This window comes from Pseudomonas sp. WC2 (assembly GCF_050586545.1).
GTDB lineage: Bacteria > Pseudomonadota > Gammaproteobacteria > Pseudomonadales > Pseudomonadaceae > Aquipseudomonas.
Map to the genome: position 1 here is coordinate 388,352 of NZ_JBOBDR010000002.1, position 15,215 is coordinate 403,566.

Sequence of the window (15,215 nt, forward strand, 5' to 3'; positions counted from 1 at the left end):
AATGAATGGATGGCATTTTAGCCACACTTTGTAACCGATAGTGAACCTTGAACTGTGAAAAACTGTCCCGCGTTCGTGCCAATCGGCATTCCGGGCGTCAACGCCCTATCGTTTAAAGAGCCAGACCAGTACAATCGCCGCCAAACTTTACGCGCCCCCCTTGGTTGATGACGGGTCTTTCCCGCTTCAGCGCACGTTGACTCGGGCCAAGCGCTCCAGCCGCACCCTCGCTACTCGAATGCTTCGCAGGAAAAACTCTTGATTTCTACAGCTAACATCACGATGCAGTTCGGCGCCAAGCCGCTCTTCGAAAACGTCTCGGTCAAATTCGGCGCGGGCAACCGCTACGGCCTGATCGGCGCCAACGGTTGCGGCAAGTCGACCTTCATGAAAATCCTCGGCGGTGATCTTGATCCGTCCGCTGGTCAGGTCATGCTCGAGCCGAACGTGCGTCTGGGTAAGTTGCGCCAGGATCAGTTCGCCTACGAAGAATTCACCGTGATCGATACCGTGATCATGGGTCACGAAGAGCTGTGGAAGGTCAAGGCCGAGCGCGACCGTATCTACTCGCTGCCGGAAATGTCTGAAGAAGACGGCATGGCCGTGGCCGAGCTGGAAACCGAGTTCGCCGAAATGGACGGCTACACCGCCGAATCCCGTGCCGGCGAGCTGTTGCTGGGTCTGGGTATTCCGCTGGAACAGCATTTCGGCCCGATGAGCGAAGTCTCGCCAGGCTGGAAACTGCGCGTGTTGCTGGCGCAGGCGCTGTTCTCCGATCCGGAAGTGCTGTTGCTCGACGAACCGACCAACCACCTGGACATCAACACTATTCGCTGGCTGGAAAACATCCTGACCCAGCGTAACAGCCTGATGATCATCATCTCTCACGACCGTCACTTCCTGAACAGCGTGTGCACGCACATGGCTGACCTGGATTACGGCGAGCTGCGCCTGTTCCCGGGCAACTACGACGAGTACATGACCGTGGCGACCCAGTCCCGCGAGCAACTGCTGTCGGACAACGCCAAGAAGAAGGCGCAGATTTCCGAACTTCAATCGTTCGTCAGCCGCTTCTCGGCCAACGCCTCGAAAGCCAAGCAGGCCACTTCCCGCGCCAAGGCGATCGACAAGATCCAGCTGGCCGAGGTCAAGCCTTCCAGCCGTGTCAGCCCGTTCATCCGCTTCGAGCAGAACAAGAAGCTGCACCGCCAGGCCGTCATGGTCGAAAAAATGGCCAAAGGTTTCGACGGCAAACCATTGTTCAAGGACTTCAGCTTCCAGGTTGAAGCGGGCGAGCGCGTGGCGATCATCGGCCCGAACGGTATCGGTAAAACCACTCTGCTGCGCACCCTGGTCAACGAACTGACCCCGGATGCCGGTAGCGTCAAGTGGACCGACGCCGCAGAACTGGGCTACTACGCTCAGGACCACGCGCACGATTTCGAAGACGACGTCACCCTGTTCGACTGGATGGGCCAGTGGACTCAGGGCGAGCAGATGATCCGTGGCACTCTGGGTCGCATGCTGTTCTCCAACGACGAGATCCTCAAGTCGGTCAAAGTGATTTCCGGTGGTGAGCAAGGTCGCATGCTGTTCGGCAAGCTGATCCTGCAAAAGCCGAACGTGCTGATCATGGACGAACCGACCAACCACTTGGACATGGAATCGATCGAGGCGCTGAACCTGGCGCTGGAAAACTACCCGGGCACGCTGATTTTCGTCAGCCACGACCGTGAGTTCGTATCGTCCCTGGCCACGCGCATCATCGAGCTGAGCCCGAATGGCGTGACTGACTTCAGCGGCACGTACGATGACTACCTGCGTAGTCAGGGTGTTGTGTTCTAAAAAGCAGCTTCAAGTTTCGAGCCGCTAGCTGCAAGTTGAAAGCCCTGTCCATGTGACAGGGCTTTTTGCATTCAGGACGCTGATCGTCCGTGGCGGCGTGACCACGCAGAGCGAGGGAACGATCAGCGAAGGAAAGTAGTTAGCCTGCTTTCTTTTATCCAACACCCAAGCCATGATGCCAATTCTCCCACCGCCGCCCGCGAACGAGTTCTCATGTCTGCGCAGCAACTGCCACCGCAAAGCTCCATGGCGATCACCCTGCAGATCGTCTCCATCGTTTTCTACACCTTTATTGCCTTTCTCTGCATCGGTTTGCCGATTGCCGTGTTGCCCGGTTATGTCCACGAACAACTGGGGTTCAGCGCGATCATCGCCGGGCTGGTGATCGGCTCGCAGTATCTCGCCACCCTGCTCAGCCGACCGATGGCCGGACGCATGTCGGACACCATCGGCACCAAACGGGCGATCATTTATGGCTTGTGGGGCATTGTGCTCAGCGGTGCGCTGACGCTGCTATCGACACTGCTGCAAAGCTTTCCGCTGACAAGCCTGCTGATCCTGATCGTCGGGCGTTTGCTGCTCGGTGTCGCGCAGGGCTTGATCGGCGTGGGCACGATCAGTTGGTGCATGGGCCAGGTCGGTGTCGAACACACGGCGAAATCCATTGGCTGGAACGGCATCGCCTCATACGGCGCGATTGCCATTGGCGCGCCGCTCGGCGTGGTGATGGTGGCTGAGTACGGTTTCACCAGCCTGGGTATTGCGCTGTCTGTGTTGGCGGCGGGCGCGCTGCTGTTGATTCGCAACAAACCTTCGGTGCCGGTGATTCGCGGCGAACGGCTGCCGTTCTGGGCAGTGTTTGGCCGGATTGCACCCTACGGCGCCAGTCTGACGCTGGCCTCGATCGGTTACGGCACGCTGACAACCTTCATCACCCTTTATTACCTCAACCGTGGCTGGAGCGGTGCGGCTTATTGCCTGACCGTGTTTGGCGTGTGTTTCATCCTGTCGCGGCTGCTGTTTATCTCGGCGATCAGCCGCTTTGGTGGTTTCCGCTCGGCCATCGCCTGCATGACGATCGAAACGGTCGGGTTGGTGATGCTGTGGCTGGCGCCTTCCACGGCTTTCGCCTTGATCGGCGCCGGACTGGCGGGGTTTGGCCTGTCGCTGGTGTATCCAGCGCTGGGAGTTGAGGCGATTAAACAGGTGCCGAGTTCAAGCCGCGGCTCCGGACTGGGGGCTTATGCGGTGTTCTTTGATCTGGCGCTGGCGATTGCCGGGCCGTTAATGGGCGCGGTGGCGTTGAATCTGGGGTATTCGTGGATATTCTTCAGTGCGGCGTTGTTGTCGGTGATTGGGCTGGGGTTGACGTTGCTGCTGATGCGCCGTGCAATTTCCTGAGCCTTTTAACCAGACCCTGTGGGAGCGAGCCTGCTTGCGAAGGCGTTGTGTCAGTCGATATATGTGCTGACTGATCCACCGCTTTCGCGAGCAGGCTCGCTCCCACATGGGTTCCGTGGCTGGTTATTGATCTGCGGTTTGCATGCCCGCCCGCGTCGGCCGGCCCAGCGCATGGGAGAAGAAACGTCCGGCTTCAGAAATGAGGTTGCGGTGAATGTCTTCGCGATCAACGCCATCCGCGTCGGTACACAGCGCTGGCATGGCGCGGATCTGTTCTTCATTGCACGGCGCCATGAAGACGAAGTGCCCTGCCCCGGCCAATAACTTGAAGTCGGGCGCCGTCGGCAGTTTGCGCGCCAGGGCAGCGGCGTTTTTATCGAAGGCGACCAGTTTGTCGCCATCGCCGCTGTAGAGCAGCACCGGCACATGCACGTCGGCCAAGGTGTGCCGGCCGAATTTCAGGCTCAGCGGCGCCATCAATAGCAAGGCGTGAACACGCGGATCCGCCACCGGTTGCAGGTCGTCGCGATCGACGATCAATTCACCTTGGGTGTTGCAGGCATCACGATCGTCCGGGCGCTCTTGGCAATAACGGCGCAGGCGATCCAGATCCGGTTGCGCACCGGACAGAATCAGCGCCGTTTCGCCGCCCGCCGAATAACCGATCACGCCGACCTGATCGGCGTTGACATACGGCGCAAGCATGCGGTCGCCAAGGGTTGCAGTAATCGCTTCGGAAATCTGGATCGGCCGCCCGTAAAGATTACTCAGGGTGCCGAGTCGGCTGTGGTCTTTGGAGTTGTCGCCGGGATGAATCACCGCCACCACGACAAAGCCTTTGCGCGCCAGCGACGTGGCCAGATCGTGCAGGGCCAGGGGCGTACCGGTGTTGCCGTGGGAAAGCATCAGCATCGGAAAGCGGCCAATGGCGACCTTGGTGTCTTCGCCTGCCTCAACGGAATAGCCTTCGAGCAGGCTCAGGTGTTCGCGGTCGCTGGAGGGGTAGAACGCGATGGCGCGCATCGGTTGCAGGTCCAGCGGATCGAGGAAGGTCATCTCGTGATAGCCGACGCTCCACACCGGATGACGTCCAGGCGCAGCTTGCACTGAATTCAGGCTGCCGAGCAGGCAAATCAGTAACGTTGCACAAAGACGCATCATCGGATGCCCCACCCTGTTGTTACTCAATCGAAAGATCCGTTGCGTTGCGGGCCTGAAACGCCGGGGATTCGGTGTTCCGGTACGACAATGCATTCAGACGCTGATTGTGTGAGTGCATAACCCGGGCCAGATTATGTAACAGCCGGAAACAAAAAAACTCCGTATTTGGCCCTTGCAGAACCAGAATACAGAGTTTTTTGGGTGTTACCTGAACGTCAGCTGTTCTTTACGCAAGCCTTACGCGGCGGCAAACAGTTGCTCGCTGATTTTCGCTTGAGCAGCGGTCATCGCGTTGTTGCGCACTTCATCACCGTACGCCAGGCCTTCAGCGCGAACGATTTCGATGTCGGTGATGCCAAGGAAGCCCAGCACCAGCTTCAGGTATTCTTCGTGAGCGATGCCGCTCGCTTGACCGGCATGGATGCCGCCAGCGGTGGACACGATCACCACTTTCTTGCCACCGCACAGACCTTCTGGCCCGGCTTCGGTGTAGCGGAAGGTTTGACCGGCGACGGCAACGCGGTCGATCCACGCTTTCAGCTGGGTCGGCACGGTGAAGTTGTACATCGGCGCGGCGATGACCACGGCATCGGCAGCGATAAACTCGGCCAGGGTCGAAGCGCTCAGTTCGGCTTCGTGCTGTTGTGCGGCGTTGCGCAGTTCCGCGGTGGTGCCGGCAGCCACCAGAGTGGTCGACGAAAAGTGGCTGATGGCGTCAGCGGCCAGGTCACGGTAAGTCACCACAGCGCTTGGCTCGGCGACTTGCCAGGCTTTGACGACTTCGCTGCTCAACTGACGGGAAGCCGAGTTGTCGCCCAGAATGCTCGAATCGATATGCAGCAGTTTCATGTGGAATCTCCTGGAAGGAATCGCCGGTGGCGACGGAATGGAGACAATCCTACGCAAGAAACCAATAGATGATTAGCCGCCTGAAATGCGATAGTTTGTCCCATTGATAGGACAGTTGGATTTCCCCCCGATGCAAGACCTCAACGATCTCTACTATTTCGCCAAAGTCGTCGAGGCCGGCGGGTTTGCCGCTGCGGGGCGTTTATTGGGCATTCCCAAGTCGCGCTTGTCCCGACGCATCGCCGAGCTGGAAGAGCGCCTCGGTGCGCGCTTGCTGCAACGCACGACTCGGCAACTCAACCTCACCGCTGTCGGCGAGCGTTATTTGCGCCACTGCCAGGCCATGTTACTGGAAGCGGAAATGGCCGATGAGGCCGTGGCGAGCATGTCGAGTGAGCCGCGCGGGCGGCTGCGCGTCTCGTGCCCCACGGGTTTGGCCCGGGAAATGTTGCCGTGGGTGATCAGTGAGTTTCTCGGCAAATTCCCCCAGGTGCAGCTGGAAGTGGTCTTGCTCAACCGCCGCGTCGATCTGGTGGGCGAAGGTTTTGACGTCGCCTTGCGCGTGCGCGAGCACGGTGATGAAGATCCGTTGCTGGTCACCCGGCGTTTGCGTCAGGCGCAAATGGTCGTGGTGGGCAGCCCGGCGTTTCTTCAGGGCCACACGGTGCAACATCCGCAAGACCTGAAAAACTTGCCGGTGCTCGGCGCATTGGAGCCCGATCGCCTGGTGCATGTGCGCTTGCTCGATCAGCAGGGCAACCCTTTCGAGCTGAGCATGGAGGCGCGGCTCGGGATCGATGATTTTGTGGTGCGCAAAGCCTGCGTGCTGGCGGGACAAGGTTTTACCTTGTTGCCGATGATGTATTGCGAGGCGGAGCTGGAGAACGGCACGCTGGTGCAGATGTTGCCGGACTGGTCATTGCCCGGCGGCTGGCTGCAAGCGGTGTATCCGCATCGACGTGGGGTGATGCCGGCGGTACGCGCCTGGATCGACCACCTGGTCGAATCGTTCAATGCCTGCGGGGAGCGGTTGTTATGAAAAAGGGAAAGATGAGCGAGGCCGACGTCGCCGAATTTTGCCTGGGGTTGCCGGGCGCGCGGGAAGATTACAAGTGGGGCGGCGTGCGGGTGTTTTCAATTGCCGGCAACAAGATGTTTGCCTTGCAGGGGCTGCGCGGAGATTCACTGGCGTTCAAGGTCGACAAAGATCTGTTTCTCGGCCATTGCGACCGCCCGGGCATTCACCCGGCACCGTATCTGGCGCGAGCACAGTGGATCATCATGCACCCGCCCTACCCGTTGGGTGCTGAGGAGTTGCAGGGGTTGTTGCGGCGTTCGCATCAACTGGTGGTGAGCAAACTGCCAAAGAAAACCCAAATCGGTTTATTGCTGTAAACCCGATCTCTGTGGGAGTGAGCCCTGCTAGCGATTGCGGTGTCATTCAACATATGAGTTGCCTGACACTCCCTCATCGCTAGCAGGGCTAGCTCCTACAGGGGTTTTGTGTGGCTCGTTAGAAGAGCGCCAGCAGGTTGGAACCGAGGAATATCTGGTCGATCCAGAACACTTGGTGCAGCAACACAATCACCCAGAACAGAATCTGAAACGACACCTTGCGCGTCTTGTGCCGGAACACTTGTTGAGCGATCAACGCGCCCGGCCAGCCACCGGCCAGTTCCACCGCGTGGAGGATGTTCTCCGGCGTGCGCCAGGCATCGGCGCGCGCTTTGCGCTTGTCCGCCCAATACATGAAGAACGCCAGCACGCTGACAACCCCATAAGCGGCCAATGGCACCCAGGAAATCCCGCGCAGCCACATCGACAGCGATCCAAACAGCGGCAACGCACAGACAATCAGCAGAACGCCCAGCTTCAGTTTCAGATTCTGGATATTGTTGCCGCCCGAGGGTCGCCCTTCCGGTCGGCGCGCGCGGGAATCACTCATGGCTTGGCCGCCGCCCAGTCCACCCAGCCGAACTGCCAGGTCGCCAAAATCAGTAGACCGAACACGATCCGATACCAGGCGAACGCCGCGTAGCTGTGGTTGGCGATGAACTTCAGCAAGCCGCGCACCGCAATCATCGCGAAGATGAACGCCGTGATGAAGCCGATGGCGAACACGGGAAAGTCTGCTGGCACGAACAAGTGGCGATACTTGTAGCCCGAGTAGACCGCTGCGCCGACCATGGTCGGCATTGCCAGAAAGAACGAAAACTCCGTGGCGGTTTTCCGTGACAGGCCGAACAGCAGGCCGCCGATGATCGTCGAACCCGAGCGCGAGGTGCCGGGGATCATCGCCAGGCACTGGGCGAAGCCGACTTTCAAGGCATCTTTCCAGGTGATCTCGTCGACGGTTTCGGCATGCACTTCATGCTGACGCTTCTCCGCCCACAACATGATCACGCCGCCAACGACCAGCGCTGCTGCAACGGTAATCGGATTGAACAGGTATTCATGGATCAGATCGGCAAAGATCACACCCAACACCACGGCGGGCAGAAAGGCGATCAGCAGGTTGGCGGTAAAACGCCGTGCGCTGGGCTGCGTCGGCAACCCGACGACTACGTCGAAGATCTTGCGGCGAAACTCCCAGACCACCGCGAGGATCGCGCCGAGCTGGATGATGATGTTGAACGCCATGGCTCGCTCACCGCCGAAGTCGAGCAAATCGGCAACGATGATCTGGTGTCCGGTACTGGAAATGGGCAAAAACTCCGTCAGCCCCTCTACAACTCCTAGTATCAGTGCCTGCAAGGCCGTCCAAAGATCCATCAATCCCCCAAAGAGCGATGCGCAACGGCATGCCCCGATAGTATTTTTCTGACGTTCACTGCGATCAGCGTAGCTGGTTAATGCTGTACCGATTCCGCGCACACAGGATCCATACGGAACAGTCAAAATTCCGTGAAATATCAACTTGGATTCAGGTTTTCACGCGCGGGGCCGAAATCCTATCAGACAAGCCTTAATAGCGCTGCTGCGTTATACGACTTGGGTCGCGTATGCCCGCTCACTCAATCGTGACTGGATGCTGGCGGTCGTTTATTACAAGAACAAGAACCCGGAGTGACAGCGTTATGAACAGCTTGCGCAGTGTGTCGATCAGCCGACGCTTGTGGCTCATTTTGATTGTGGCGGTGGTCATGTTGCTGACCTTGGGCGCGTTGATGCTCAAGCAGATCCATGATGACCTGTATCACGCCAAAGCGCAGAAAACCCAGCATGTGGTGCAAACCGCCAGCGGTCTGCTCACCTATTATCACGACCTGGAAACCGCCGGGACGCTGAGCAAAGATGCGGCGCAGAAACAGGCGCTGACCGCGATTCGCGGCTTGCGCTATGACCAGAGCGATTATTTCTGGATCAACGACCTCACGCCCGTGATGGTCATGCACCCGACCAACCCCAAACTGGAAGGCCAGAACCTCTCGGCGATCCGCGATCCGGACGGCTTTGCGGTGTTCAACGAAATGGCCGCGATCGCCAAGGCCAAGGGCGCCGGCATGGTCAATTACCGCTGGCCGAAACCCGGCGCGAGCGACCCTGTGGCCAAGACTTCCTATGTAAAACTGTTCGAGCCTTGGGGCTGGGTGATCGGCTCCGGCGTCTATATCGACGATGTGCAGGCCGAATTCCAGGGCCAGGTCATCAAGGCTTCCGCGATCGGCCTGGGGATTGCGCTGATCATGGCGCTGCTGGTGATTCTGATCGCGCGCAGCATCGTTCGCCCGTTGCAGGAAACCGTCAACGCCATGGCCAATATTGCCAGCGGCGAAAGCGACCTGACCCGCAGCCTCGATACCCATGGCAAGGATGAAGTCACCGAACTGGCCCATCATTTCAACGCATTTACCGCCAAATTGCGCCGAGTGATCGGCGACTTGCAGGTGTCGGCCAGCGCCCTCGGCCAATCGTCCAGCGAACTGGGCAACGATGCCGCGCAGGCCCAGCAACGCAGCCAACAGCAATCGCAGCAGATGGAACTGGTGGCCACGGCGATCAACGAGGTCACCTATGGCGTGCAGGACGTGGCGAAGAATGCCGAGCACGCGGCCAGCGAAATGCGCGACGCCGAGGCACAGGCGCAACAAGGCCAGATCAACATCGACGGTAGCCTGCAACAGATCGACAAGCTCTCGGGCACCATCGATCAAGCGGTGGAGGTGATTCGCACGCTGGCGGCGGAAAGCACGCAGATCGGCAGCGTGCTCGAAGTGATTCGCTCGATTGCCGAACAGACCAACCTGCTCGCGCTCAACGCCGCAATCGAAGCGGCGCGGGCCGGCGAGCAAGGTCGCGGTTTCGCCGTGGTCGCGGACGAGGTGCGTTTGCTCGCGCAACGCACGCAAAAATCCACGGCGGAAATTCAGTCGATGATCGAACGCCTGCAAAATCATTCCGAGGCGGCGGTCAAAGTCATTGGCGACAGCAGCAAGGCCTCGCAACTGACCATCGAACAGGCCGGACTGGCCGGCGCCAGTCTGAGCGCCATCGGCCAGGCCCTGCGCAATCTCAATGGCTTGAATGCTTCGATTGCCAGCGCCACGTTGCAACAGGCGCATGTGGTCGAAGACATCAACCAGAACGTCACGCAGGCTGCAGGGCTTTCGCACAGCACGGCCATGGCAGCGGAGCAGTCGAGTGCGACGAGCGCAAAACTCGGTCAACTGAGCGAACAACTGAACGGACTGCTACGCCAGTTCCGCGTCTGACCCAAACCTGTGGGAGCAAGCTTGCTCGCGAAGGCGTCAGATCAGTCAAAGAAGATTTCGACTGCACAGGCCCCTTCGCGAGCAAGCTCGCTCCCACAAGGGTTCTTCTGTGTTCCGACCAATGCAGTACAATCCGCTCCCTTCTTTTGCTCTCCCAAGGAATGCACATGTCCGGGCTTGAACTGTTTGCCGCCGCCCTCGGTGTGATTGCCGTGTGGCTGACCGTCAAACAGAACCCATTGTGCTGGCCGATTGGCCTGGTCATGGTGTTGCTCTACAGCTGGATCTTCTTTGAAGTGAAGCTGTATTCGGACATGTTGCTGCAAGTGATCTACGCCGCGTTGCAACTCTACGGCTGGTGGCAGTGGACCCGGGCCGGGACGATGCATGACGGGCGTGAAGTCACCCGCCTCGACCAGCGCTCGATACTGCTTGGCCTGAGCGTCGGTGCGGTGGGTAGCTTGCTGCTGGGCGCAGCGATGGCGCACTGGACCGATGCCGCACAACCTTGGCTCGATGCAGCGCTGACCGGTTTCAGTCTCGTCGCGCAGTTATGGATGGCGCAGAAACGCCTGCAATGCTGGGCGTTGTGGTTCGTGCTCGACGTGTTTTTTGTCGGCCTGTTCATCTATAAAGGCCTGTATCTCACGGCGGCGCTCTACGGCGTGTTTACGCTGATCGCGGTGCAAGGCTGGCGCGAATGGCGTGCCGATCCGGCGCTGCGCACATGAAGGTCGTCGTCCTCACCGGCCCGGAATCGACGGGCAAGAGCTGGCTGGCCGCAGGTCTGCAGCAACGCTTTGGCGGGCTGCGCGTGGATGAATACGTGCGCCGGTTCATCGAACTGAACCCCCGGGATACCTGCCTGGCGGATATTCCCGAGATCGCCCGCGGTCAGTTGCAGTGGGAAGATCAGGCGCGGGCGCAACGGCCGCCGCTGCTGATTCTCGATACTCACTTACTGAGTAATATGCTCTGGAGTCAGACGCTGTTCGGTGCTTGCCCGCCATGGCTCGAAACCGAGTTGCTGGCCCGCCATTACGATCTGCACCTTTTATTGTCTCCGGAAAACGTCGACTGGACGGACGACGGTCAGCGTTGCCAACCCGATCTGAAGGAGCGTTTGGCTTTTTTCGATGCCACTCGCGAATGGCTGGAACGGCACCGGCAACCCTTCGAAATCATTCAGGGCAATTGGCTCGAACGCCAGACGCAAGCCTTTGCGTTAGTTGATCGGTTGCTCGCGGAATAACGGCGTCATCGGGTGTTCTGCCCCACCCGATTCCCCTGTTTCGGGGGCAAAGTGTCCGATCCTGTTACACCCCTCCCCATGCAGAGTGCCCGTCTAAGCGCTCTTCATCGCTTTGTCATGTCACCTGTTACGTCAATGAAACACAACCGCGCCAACCCCTGTTCCAGAGCATTGTTCAGCCAATAGACAGGTCGGCGGCATAGCCTGTGTTTCAGCGATGAAACAGCCGCTGTCTCAACTCCGCGCTGAATTTAACTAAGCCGTTGAAATACCGAAACTTTGCAAAAGCGGCACAGCTTTCGCTCTCTCCTTCACAACGCTGACAAGGGCCAGCCCACTGAAGAAGGAATTGCAGCCGTGGGGAACATCAAAAAAGGCTTGACCTGCCTTCTGCTGATCGGATCAGCCGCCAGCACATTCATCAGTTTCACTGCGCAGGCTGAAGGCAACGGTGTGATCGTCCTCAATCGCGACGTTCAACCGATTCCTATCGGCCGCAGCGGCGGTAAAGACCCCTACCCGACTACCGTGAACGCCAACCCTTCGGCGCGCATCAACCAGGCGATGGCCAGCACCGAACTCGATGACGGTGACTTTGCCGCCATCGCCAGCGGCTCGTCCATTCGCAGCAACATCGTCACCCCCAACTCGAACGTACCTGGCTTGAACACACTGACCAATCCCAACGGGATGCCTGGCATGAGTGCCGGCCATGGTGGCGGTTCGGGCGGCTCGATCTCCAACACCGTCAACCGCGCAATGAGCACCGGCCTTGCCCCGCTGACCCGCATGGCTGGAGGCCAATAAGATGAATCGCACCCTGCTCCTGCTTGCCCTCTTCGGTTGCGCCAGTGCCATGGCCGCCGACCCCAGCTCAGTGAACAACGCGAACATTCAAGACACCGGCATCCAGTACCGCGGCAACTACAACATCAACCAGGCCGCCGGCGACCAGATGCAACAGACCAACACCAAAGCCATCGCCATTGGCACCTCCGCCAGTGCGACCACGAGCGTGCGCCAGCACATCGACACGGCGGCCAATCCGGCGACCAATGCCAGTGCGACCATTGGCGGCAACTCTTTCAGTAATGGCAACGGCATCCTCGGCGTGAACCAAGGCGCCGGGGCCAACAACCAGATGGCCAACGTCACGCGCGTCAGCATCAGTGCCGGCCCGCAGAGCGTTGACGACAGCGCCCTTTCACAACAGAACGTGGCGTTTCTACCGAGCTCAGGAGCAACTGGTACCTCACCCGGCAGTCGCCAGGTCACGACAAGTGATCAGGCCTTCACCGGCAGCCGCGGGGTAATCCAGGTGAACCAGAGTGCTGGGGTGGGGAACCGCATGGCTAACACCCTCAGCATCCGGGTCGCTGACTGACCCAAACAACAAAAGCAGTGCAATTAGAAAGTACCAACACTTAACCAACTAATAAGCACGATGGAGAAACACCATGAAACCTACAATGGCTCTCAAACCACTGGTTTTCGCACTTGCAGCAGTGATGGCAATCGCAGCACAGGCAGGCGGTCGCAACGACGATCATGGTCATAATGGCGGGCACAACAATCAGCCTCAGGGCCCTAGCCTTGAAGAGCTGCTGCAAATCGGCGCAGGCGCCGGTGCTGCGGTACTCGACGTTCAAAACAGCGATGGCAACGTCGTCGGCAACCAAGGCACAAAAAATAGTGCCGGTGTCCAGGACTCCGCCAATGGCTCGAACGGCAACCTGGGGATGAACAACACCGCCGGTGACGGCAACCAGCAAGACAACGCCGCTGCTCTGGCAACCGCTGACGAAAGCTTCATCTTCGGCACCGCCGTTGCTGCTTCCAGCGCAACTCAGGTCAACAACGGCAACTCCGTTGCCAACTACTCCACCACCAACACTGCCGGTATGAACAACGTTGGCAACAACGGTTCAGGCAACATTGGTGTGAACAACAGTGCCGGCAACTTCAACCAACAGAAAAACAACCTGGCAATCGCCGTATCCGGTGGCCGTGTGGCCCAGGCTGCTGCCTCCGCCAATCAAAGCTCCACTGGCCTGAACGTCGGCAACTACGGCACTCAGACCTACAAAACCGATACTCTCACTGGCACTGTAGCCGCCGTCGGCGTGTTCGGCGCTGTGGGCGAAGCTACTATCAAAGATGGCAGCCACGGCGGTGGCGGCTATGGCAACAACGATCGTGGCGGCAACGGTGGCCACGGTGGCAGCAAAGATCAAAAAGCGACCTTCGAAGCTGTGGGTGTCTTTGGTCTGGCTGGCGTAACCACTCAACAAGTGATGACCCCAGACGGCTGGAAAAACCCTGTGACCAACAATGCTGCAGTCAGCAACGTTGGCAACAACTTCTCCGGCAACGCTGGCTTCAACAACGCCGCTGGTGTTGGCAACCAACAAAGCAACTCGCTGTCCATCGCCGCAGGTTGCAAAGCCTGCATGTAATCGCGATCGAAACGAAAGCCCCGGAAACGGGGCTTTTCCTCAGTCCGCAAAGGCGTATCGATCATGCGTAAGACTGCCCTTTTCGCTCTGCTTTGTGTCTGTGGCCTGACTCAGGCCGGCCAGATGCCCGTTGCCGCCCTGCCAGGTGGCACGCTCATCTACAAAAACGTGCAAAGCATCCGTGAGCGCAAGTTTTCCGACATCGTCGAACAGAAAACCGATTTCAGCTGCGGCGCTGCTGCACTGGCGACGGTTTTACGCCAGGCCTATTGGCTCGACGTCGATGAAGAGCACATCATCAAAGGCATGCTGGTCAACGCTGACCAGGACCTTGTTCGTACTCAAGGTTTCTCCATGCTGGACATGAAGCGCTACATAGAAAGCATCGGTATGCGCGCCAGGGGTTACAAGATTCCACCGGAAAAACTCGACGCTGTAACAATCCCGGTGGTGGTACTGATGGAAATTCGCGGCTACAAGCACTTCGTGGTCTTGCAGCGTTCGGACAAGGATTGGGTTTACATCGGAGACCCGGTTTTAGGCCATAAGCGCTACAAACACGATGACTTTGTCAAAGGTTGGAACGGCATTGTCTTCGCCATCGTTGGCCCCGGATACGACAAGGCAAACGCCTTGCGCAGCCCTCCGGTACCGCTGACCGCGAAGAACAAGCTGGATGGCTTCAACCCTGTCAGAGATGCTGAATTGATGGATTTCGGGTTCATACAGAGCGACTTCTTTTAATCGCCGATTATAAGAGTGGGACCGGATGTCCCGGGAGCAGCAAATGAAAACCTCATACTGGCTGGCCGCCGCCTGCCTGGCAGCGAGTGCGTCAGGCTATGCCAATGCAGGATTCAAACCTATTGAAATACAGGACCAGGAACTGTCCGAACTACGTGGTCGTTATGTCATGCCGGGGCGAATTATCAGCTTCGGCATTGTCATGAGCAGCACCTGGCGCAACGCCAGTGGTGATCTGATCGGGGCAGCCACCTCGATGCAACTTCAGGCCGCAACGGTAAAACCGGAATTCTATGTTTCAACCATCAAGGAAACCGGCAACGGTAATCCCCTGCAAGCGGGCAATGGCACGGTGACCGGTGGTGCCGGGCTCAACAGCAGCCAGGGCGTGACGCAAAGCGTGCGCGCCGCCGGCGATCGCAACACGGCTTACAACAACGTCGCGATCAACGTTTCCGAAGCCAGTCAGGCGCCGGCGCTGATGCCTTCACAAGGGCAAGCGCTAATGGCCGGGCAGACTATCGGCGGCAGTAACGCAGCGGGTAGCGTGGCGGTGGCTGCAACGGGCAGCGGCATCCAGATGTCGATCCAGGCCTCCGGCAATCAGGGCACTTCCCTGCAACAAGTTGCCCAGGGTGGCTTGCTGCAGAACACCCGTTTGCTCGGCAGTGCCAACGTGGTCAACAACATGACTCAACTCAACGTCGTATTGAACAATAACGGCATGAGCGCCGGCGCACTGGACTGCAACCTGACCCAACTCAGGGCACTACGAAATATTGGATATTGAACTAC

At 58.8% G+C, this 15,215-nt stretch carries 16 protein-coding genes; 12 read left to right on the forward strand and 4 right to left on the reverse strand.

Going from position 1 to position 15,215, the window contains the following annotated elements; translation table 11 throughout:
* Window positions 1-258 precede the first annotated feature (258 nt).
* Window positions 259-1,845: an ABC-F family ATPase gene (locus ACQ4OE_RS03770; RefSeq protein ID WP_126363634.1), complete on the forward strand. Its 1,587-nt coding sequence runs from the start codon at window positions 259-261 to the stop codon at window positions 1,843-1,845.
* A gap of 213 nt (window positions 1,846-2,058) precedes the next feature.
* Window positions 2,059-3,246 carry an MFS transporter gene (locus tag ACQ4OE_RS03775; RefSeq protein ID WP_430945734.1) on the forward strand — a complete coding sequence of 396 codons (1,188 nt, stop codon included), beginning with the start codon at window positions 2,059-2,061 and terminating at the stop codon, window positions 3,244-3,246.
* Window positions 3,247-3,369: 123 nt separating this feature from the next.
* Here the strand turns inward: ACQ4OE_RS03775 and ACQ4OE_RS03780 are convergent, their stop codons facing one another.
* Together ACQ4OE_RS03780 and ACQ4OE_RS03785 are read right to left on the reverse strand one after the other, a co-directional pair.
* Entirely contained in the window at window positions 3,370-4,407 is a 1,038-nt protein-coding gene (locus tag ACQ4OE_RS03780; protein WP_122595840.1) for a dienelactone hydrolase, read from the reverse strand.
* Window positions 4,408-4,644: 237 nt separating this feature from the next.
* Complete coding sequence (locus tag ACQ4OE_RS03785; RefSeq protein WP_008079110.1) at window positions 4,645-5,256, reverse strand: FMN-dependent NADH-azoreductase; 612 nt, start codon at window positions 5,254-5,256, stop codon at window positions 4,645-4,647.
* 130 nt (window positions 5,257-5,386) lie between these two features.
* On the opposite strand from ACQ4OE_RS03785, the gene ACQ4OE_RS03790 reads away from it, so the two are divergent.
* A complete protein-coding gene (locus ACQ4OE_RS03790; protein ID WP_122595839.1) occupies window positions 5,387-6,295 on the forward strand; it encodes a LysR substrate-binding domain-containing protein in 909 nt (302 codons plus the stop codon).
* A complete protein-coding gene (locus tag ACQ4OE_RS03795) occupies window positions 6,292-6,651 on the forward strand; it encodes an MmcQ/YjbR family DNA-binding protein (protein WP_122595838.1) in 360 nt (119 codons plus the stop codon). The genes ACQ4OE_RS03790 and ACQ4OE_RS03795 overlap by 4 nt, the downstream gene beginning before the upstream one ends.
* Window positions 6,652-6,769: 118 nt before the next feature.
* Here ACQ4OE_RS03795 and ACQ4OE_RS03800 read toward each other — a convergent pair whose 3' ends face one another.
* Window positions 6,770-7,201, reverse strand: coding sequence for a DUF1294 domain-containing protein (locus tag ACQ4OE_RS03800; protein WP_430945735.1), 432 nt, complete (start codon window positions 7,199-7,201; stop codon window positions 6,770-6,772).
* Window positions 7,198-8,028 carry an undecaprenyl-diphosphate phosphatase gene (locus ACQ4OE_RS03805; protein WP_430945736.1) on the reverse strand — a complete coding sequence of 277 codons (831 nt, stop codon included), beginning with the start codon at window positions 8,026-8,028 and terminating at the stop codon, window positions 7,198-7,200. The genes ACQ4OE_RS03800 and ACQ4OE_RS03805 overlap by 4 nt, the downstream gene beginning before the upstream one ends.
* A gap of 305 nt (window positions 8,029-8,333) precedes the next feature.
* On the opposite strand from ACQ4OE_RS03805, the gene ACQ4OE_RS03810 reads away from it, so the two are divergent.
* The 8 genes from ACQ4OE_RS03810 to ACQ4OE_RS03845 all read left to right on the forward strand — a co-directional run bounded on the left by ACQ4OE_RS03810 (window position 8,334) and on the right by ACQ4OE_RS03845 (window position 15,210).
* Window positions 8,334-9,968, forward strand: a complete 1,635-nt coding sequence (locus ACQ4OE_RS03810) for a methyl-accepting chemotaxis protein (protein ID WP_430945737.1) — start codon at window positions 8,334-8,336, stop codon at window positions 9,966-9,968.
* Window positions 9,969-10,135: 167 nt separating this feature from the next.
* Entirely contained in the window at window positions 10,136-10,699 is a 564-nt protein-coding gene (gene pnuC, locus ACQ4OE_RS03815) for a nicotinamide riboside transporter PnuC (protein ID WP_430945738.1), read from the forward strand.
* The gene (locus ACQ4OE_RS03820) at window positions 10,696-11,220 is read left to right on the forward strand and encodes an AAA family ATPase (RefSeq protein WP_430945739.1); all 525 of its coding nucleotides are present in this window, start codon (window positions 10,696-10,698) and stop codon (window positions 11,218-11,220) included. The genes pnuC and ACQ4OE_RS03820 overlap by 4 nt, the downstream gene beginning before the upstream one ends.
* A 357-nt stretch (window positions 11,221-11,577) precedes the next feature.
* Window positions 11,578-12,027, forward strand: a complete 450-nt coding sequence (locus tag ACQ4OE_RS03825; RefSeq protein WP_430945740.1) for a hypothetical protein — start codon at window positions 11,578-11,580, stop codon at window positions 12,025-12,027.
* Window position 12,028: 1 nt separating this feature from the next.
* Window positions 12,029-12,604, forward strand: coding sequence for an adhesin (locus ACQ4OE_RS03830; protein ID WP_122595831.1), 576 nt, complete (start codon window positions 12,029-12,031; stop codon window positions 12,602-12,604).
* Between the two features lie 73 nt (window positions 12,605-12,677).
* Window positions 12,678-13,676 carry a heme utilization protein gene (locus ACQ4OE_RS03835; protein ID WP_122595830.1) on the forward strand — a complete coding sequence of 333 codons (999 nt, stop codon included), beginning with the start codon at window positions 12,678-12,680 and terminating at the stop codon, window positions 13,674-13,676.
* Between the two features lie 63 nt (window positions 13,677-13,739).
* The gene (locus ACQ4OE_RS03840) at window positions 13,740-14,420 is read left to right on the forward strand and encodes a C39 family peptidase (RefSeq protein WP_122595829.1); all 681 of its coding nucleotides are present in this window, start codon (window positions 13,740-13,742) and stop codon (window positions 14,418-14,420) included.
* 43 nt (window positions 14,421-14,463) lie between these two features.
* Window positions 14,464-15,210 (forward strand): hypothetical protein, encoded by a 747-nt coding sequence (locus tag ACQ4OE_RS03845; protein ID WP_122595828.1) that lies wholly within the window; start codon window positions 14,464-14,466, stop codon window positions 15,208-15,210.
* The last annotated feature ends 5 nt before the right edge of the window (window positions 15,211-15,215 follow it).

Excerpts from the sequence above, each read along its gene's own strand:
- ACQ4OE_RS03805 (WP_430945736.1), bottom strand. The coding sequence starts at position 8,028 with ATGGATCTTTGGACGGCCTTGCAGGCACTGATACTAGGAGTTGTAGAG.
- ACQ4OE_RS03780 (WP_122595840.1), bottom strand. The coding sequence starts at position 4,407 with ATGATGCGTCTTTGTGCAACGTTACTGATTTGCCTGCTCGGCAGCCTG.
- pnuC (WP_430945738.1), top strand. The coding sequence starts at position 10,136 with ATGTCCGGGCTTGAACTGTTTGCCGCCGCCCTCGGTGTGATTGCCGTG.
- ACQ4OE_RS03790 (WP_122595839.1), top strand. The coding sequence starts at position 5,387 with ATGCAAGACCTCAACGATCTCTACTATTTCGCCAAAGTCGTCGAGGCC.
- ACQ4OE_RS03830 (WP_122595831.1), top strand. The coding sequence starts at position 12,029 with ATGAATCGCACCCTGCTCCTGCTTGCCCTCTTCGGTTGCGCCAGTGCC.
- ACQ4OE_RS03810 (WP_430945737.1), top strand. The coding sequence starts at position 8,334 with ATGAACAGCTTGCGCAGTGTGTCGATCAGCCGACGCTTGTGGCTCATT.
- ACQ4OE_RS03845 (WP_122595828.1), top strand. The coding sequence starts at position 14,464 with ATGAAAACCTCATACTGGCTGGCCGCCGCCTGCCTGGCAGCGAGTGCG.
- ACQ4OE_RS03775 (WP_430945734.1), top strand. The coding sequence starts at position 2,059 with ATGTCTGCGCAGCAACTGCCACCGCAAAGCTCCATGGCGATCACCCTG.
- ACQ4OE_RS03785 (WP_008079110.1), bottom strand. The coding sequence starts at position 5,256 with ATGAAACTGCTGCATATCGATTCGAGCATTCTGGGCGACAACTCGGCT.
- ACQ4OE_RS03835 (WP_122595830.1), top strand. The coding sequence starts at position 12,678 with ATGAAACCTACAATGGCTCTCAAACCACTGGTTTTCGCACTTGCAGCA.
- ACQ4OE_RS03840 (WP_122595829.1), top strand. The coding sequence starts at position 13,740 with ATGCGTAAGACTGCCCTTTTCGCTCTGCTTTGTGTCTGTGGCCTGACT.
- ACQ4OE_RS03820 (WP_430945739.1), top strand. The coding sequence starts at position 10,696 with ATGAAGGTCGTCGTCCTCACCGGCCCGGAATCGACGGGCAAGAGCTGG.
- ACQ4OE_RS03795 (WP_122595838.1), top strand. The coding sequence starts at position 6,292 with ATGAAAAAGGGAAAGATGAGCGAGGCCGACGTCGCCGAATTTTGCCTG.
- ACQ4OE_RS03800 (WP_430945735.1), bottom strand. The coding sequence starts at position 7,201 with ATGAGTGATTCCCGCGCGCGCCGACCGGAAGGGCGACCCTCGGGCGGC.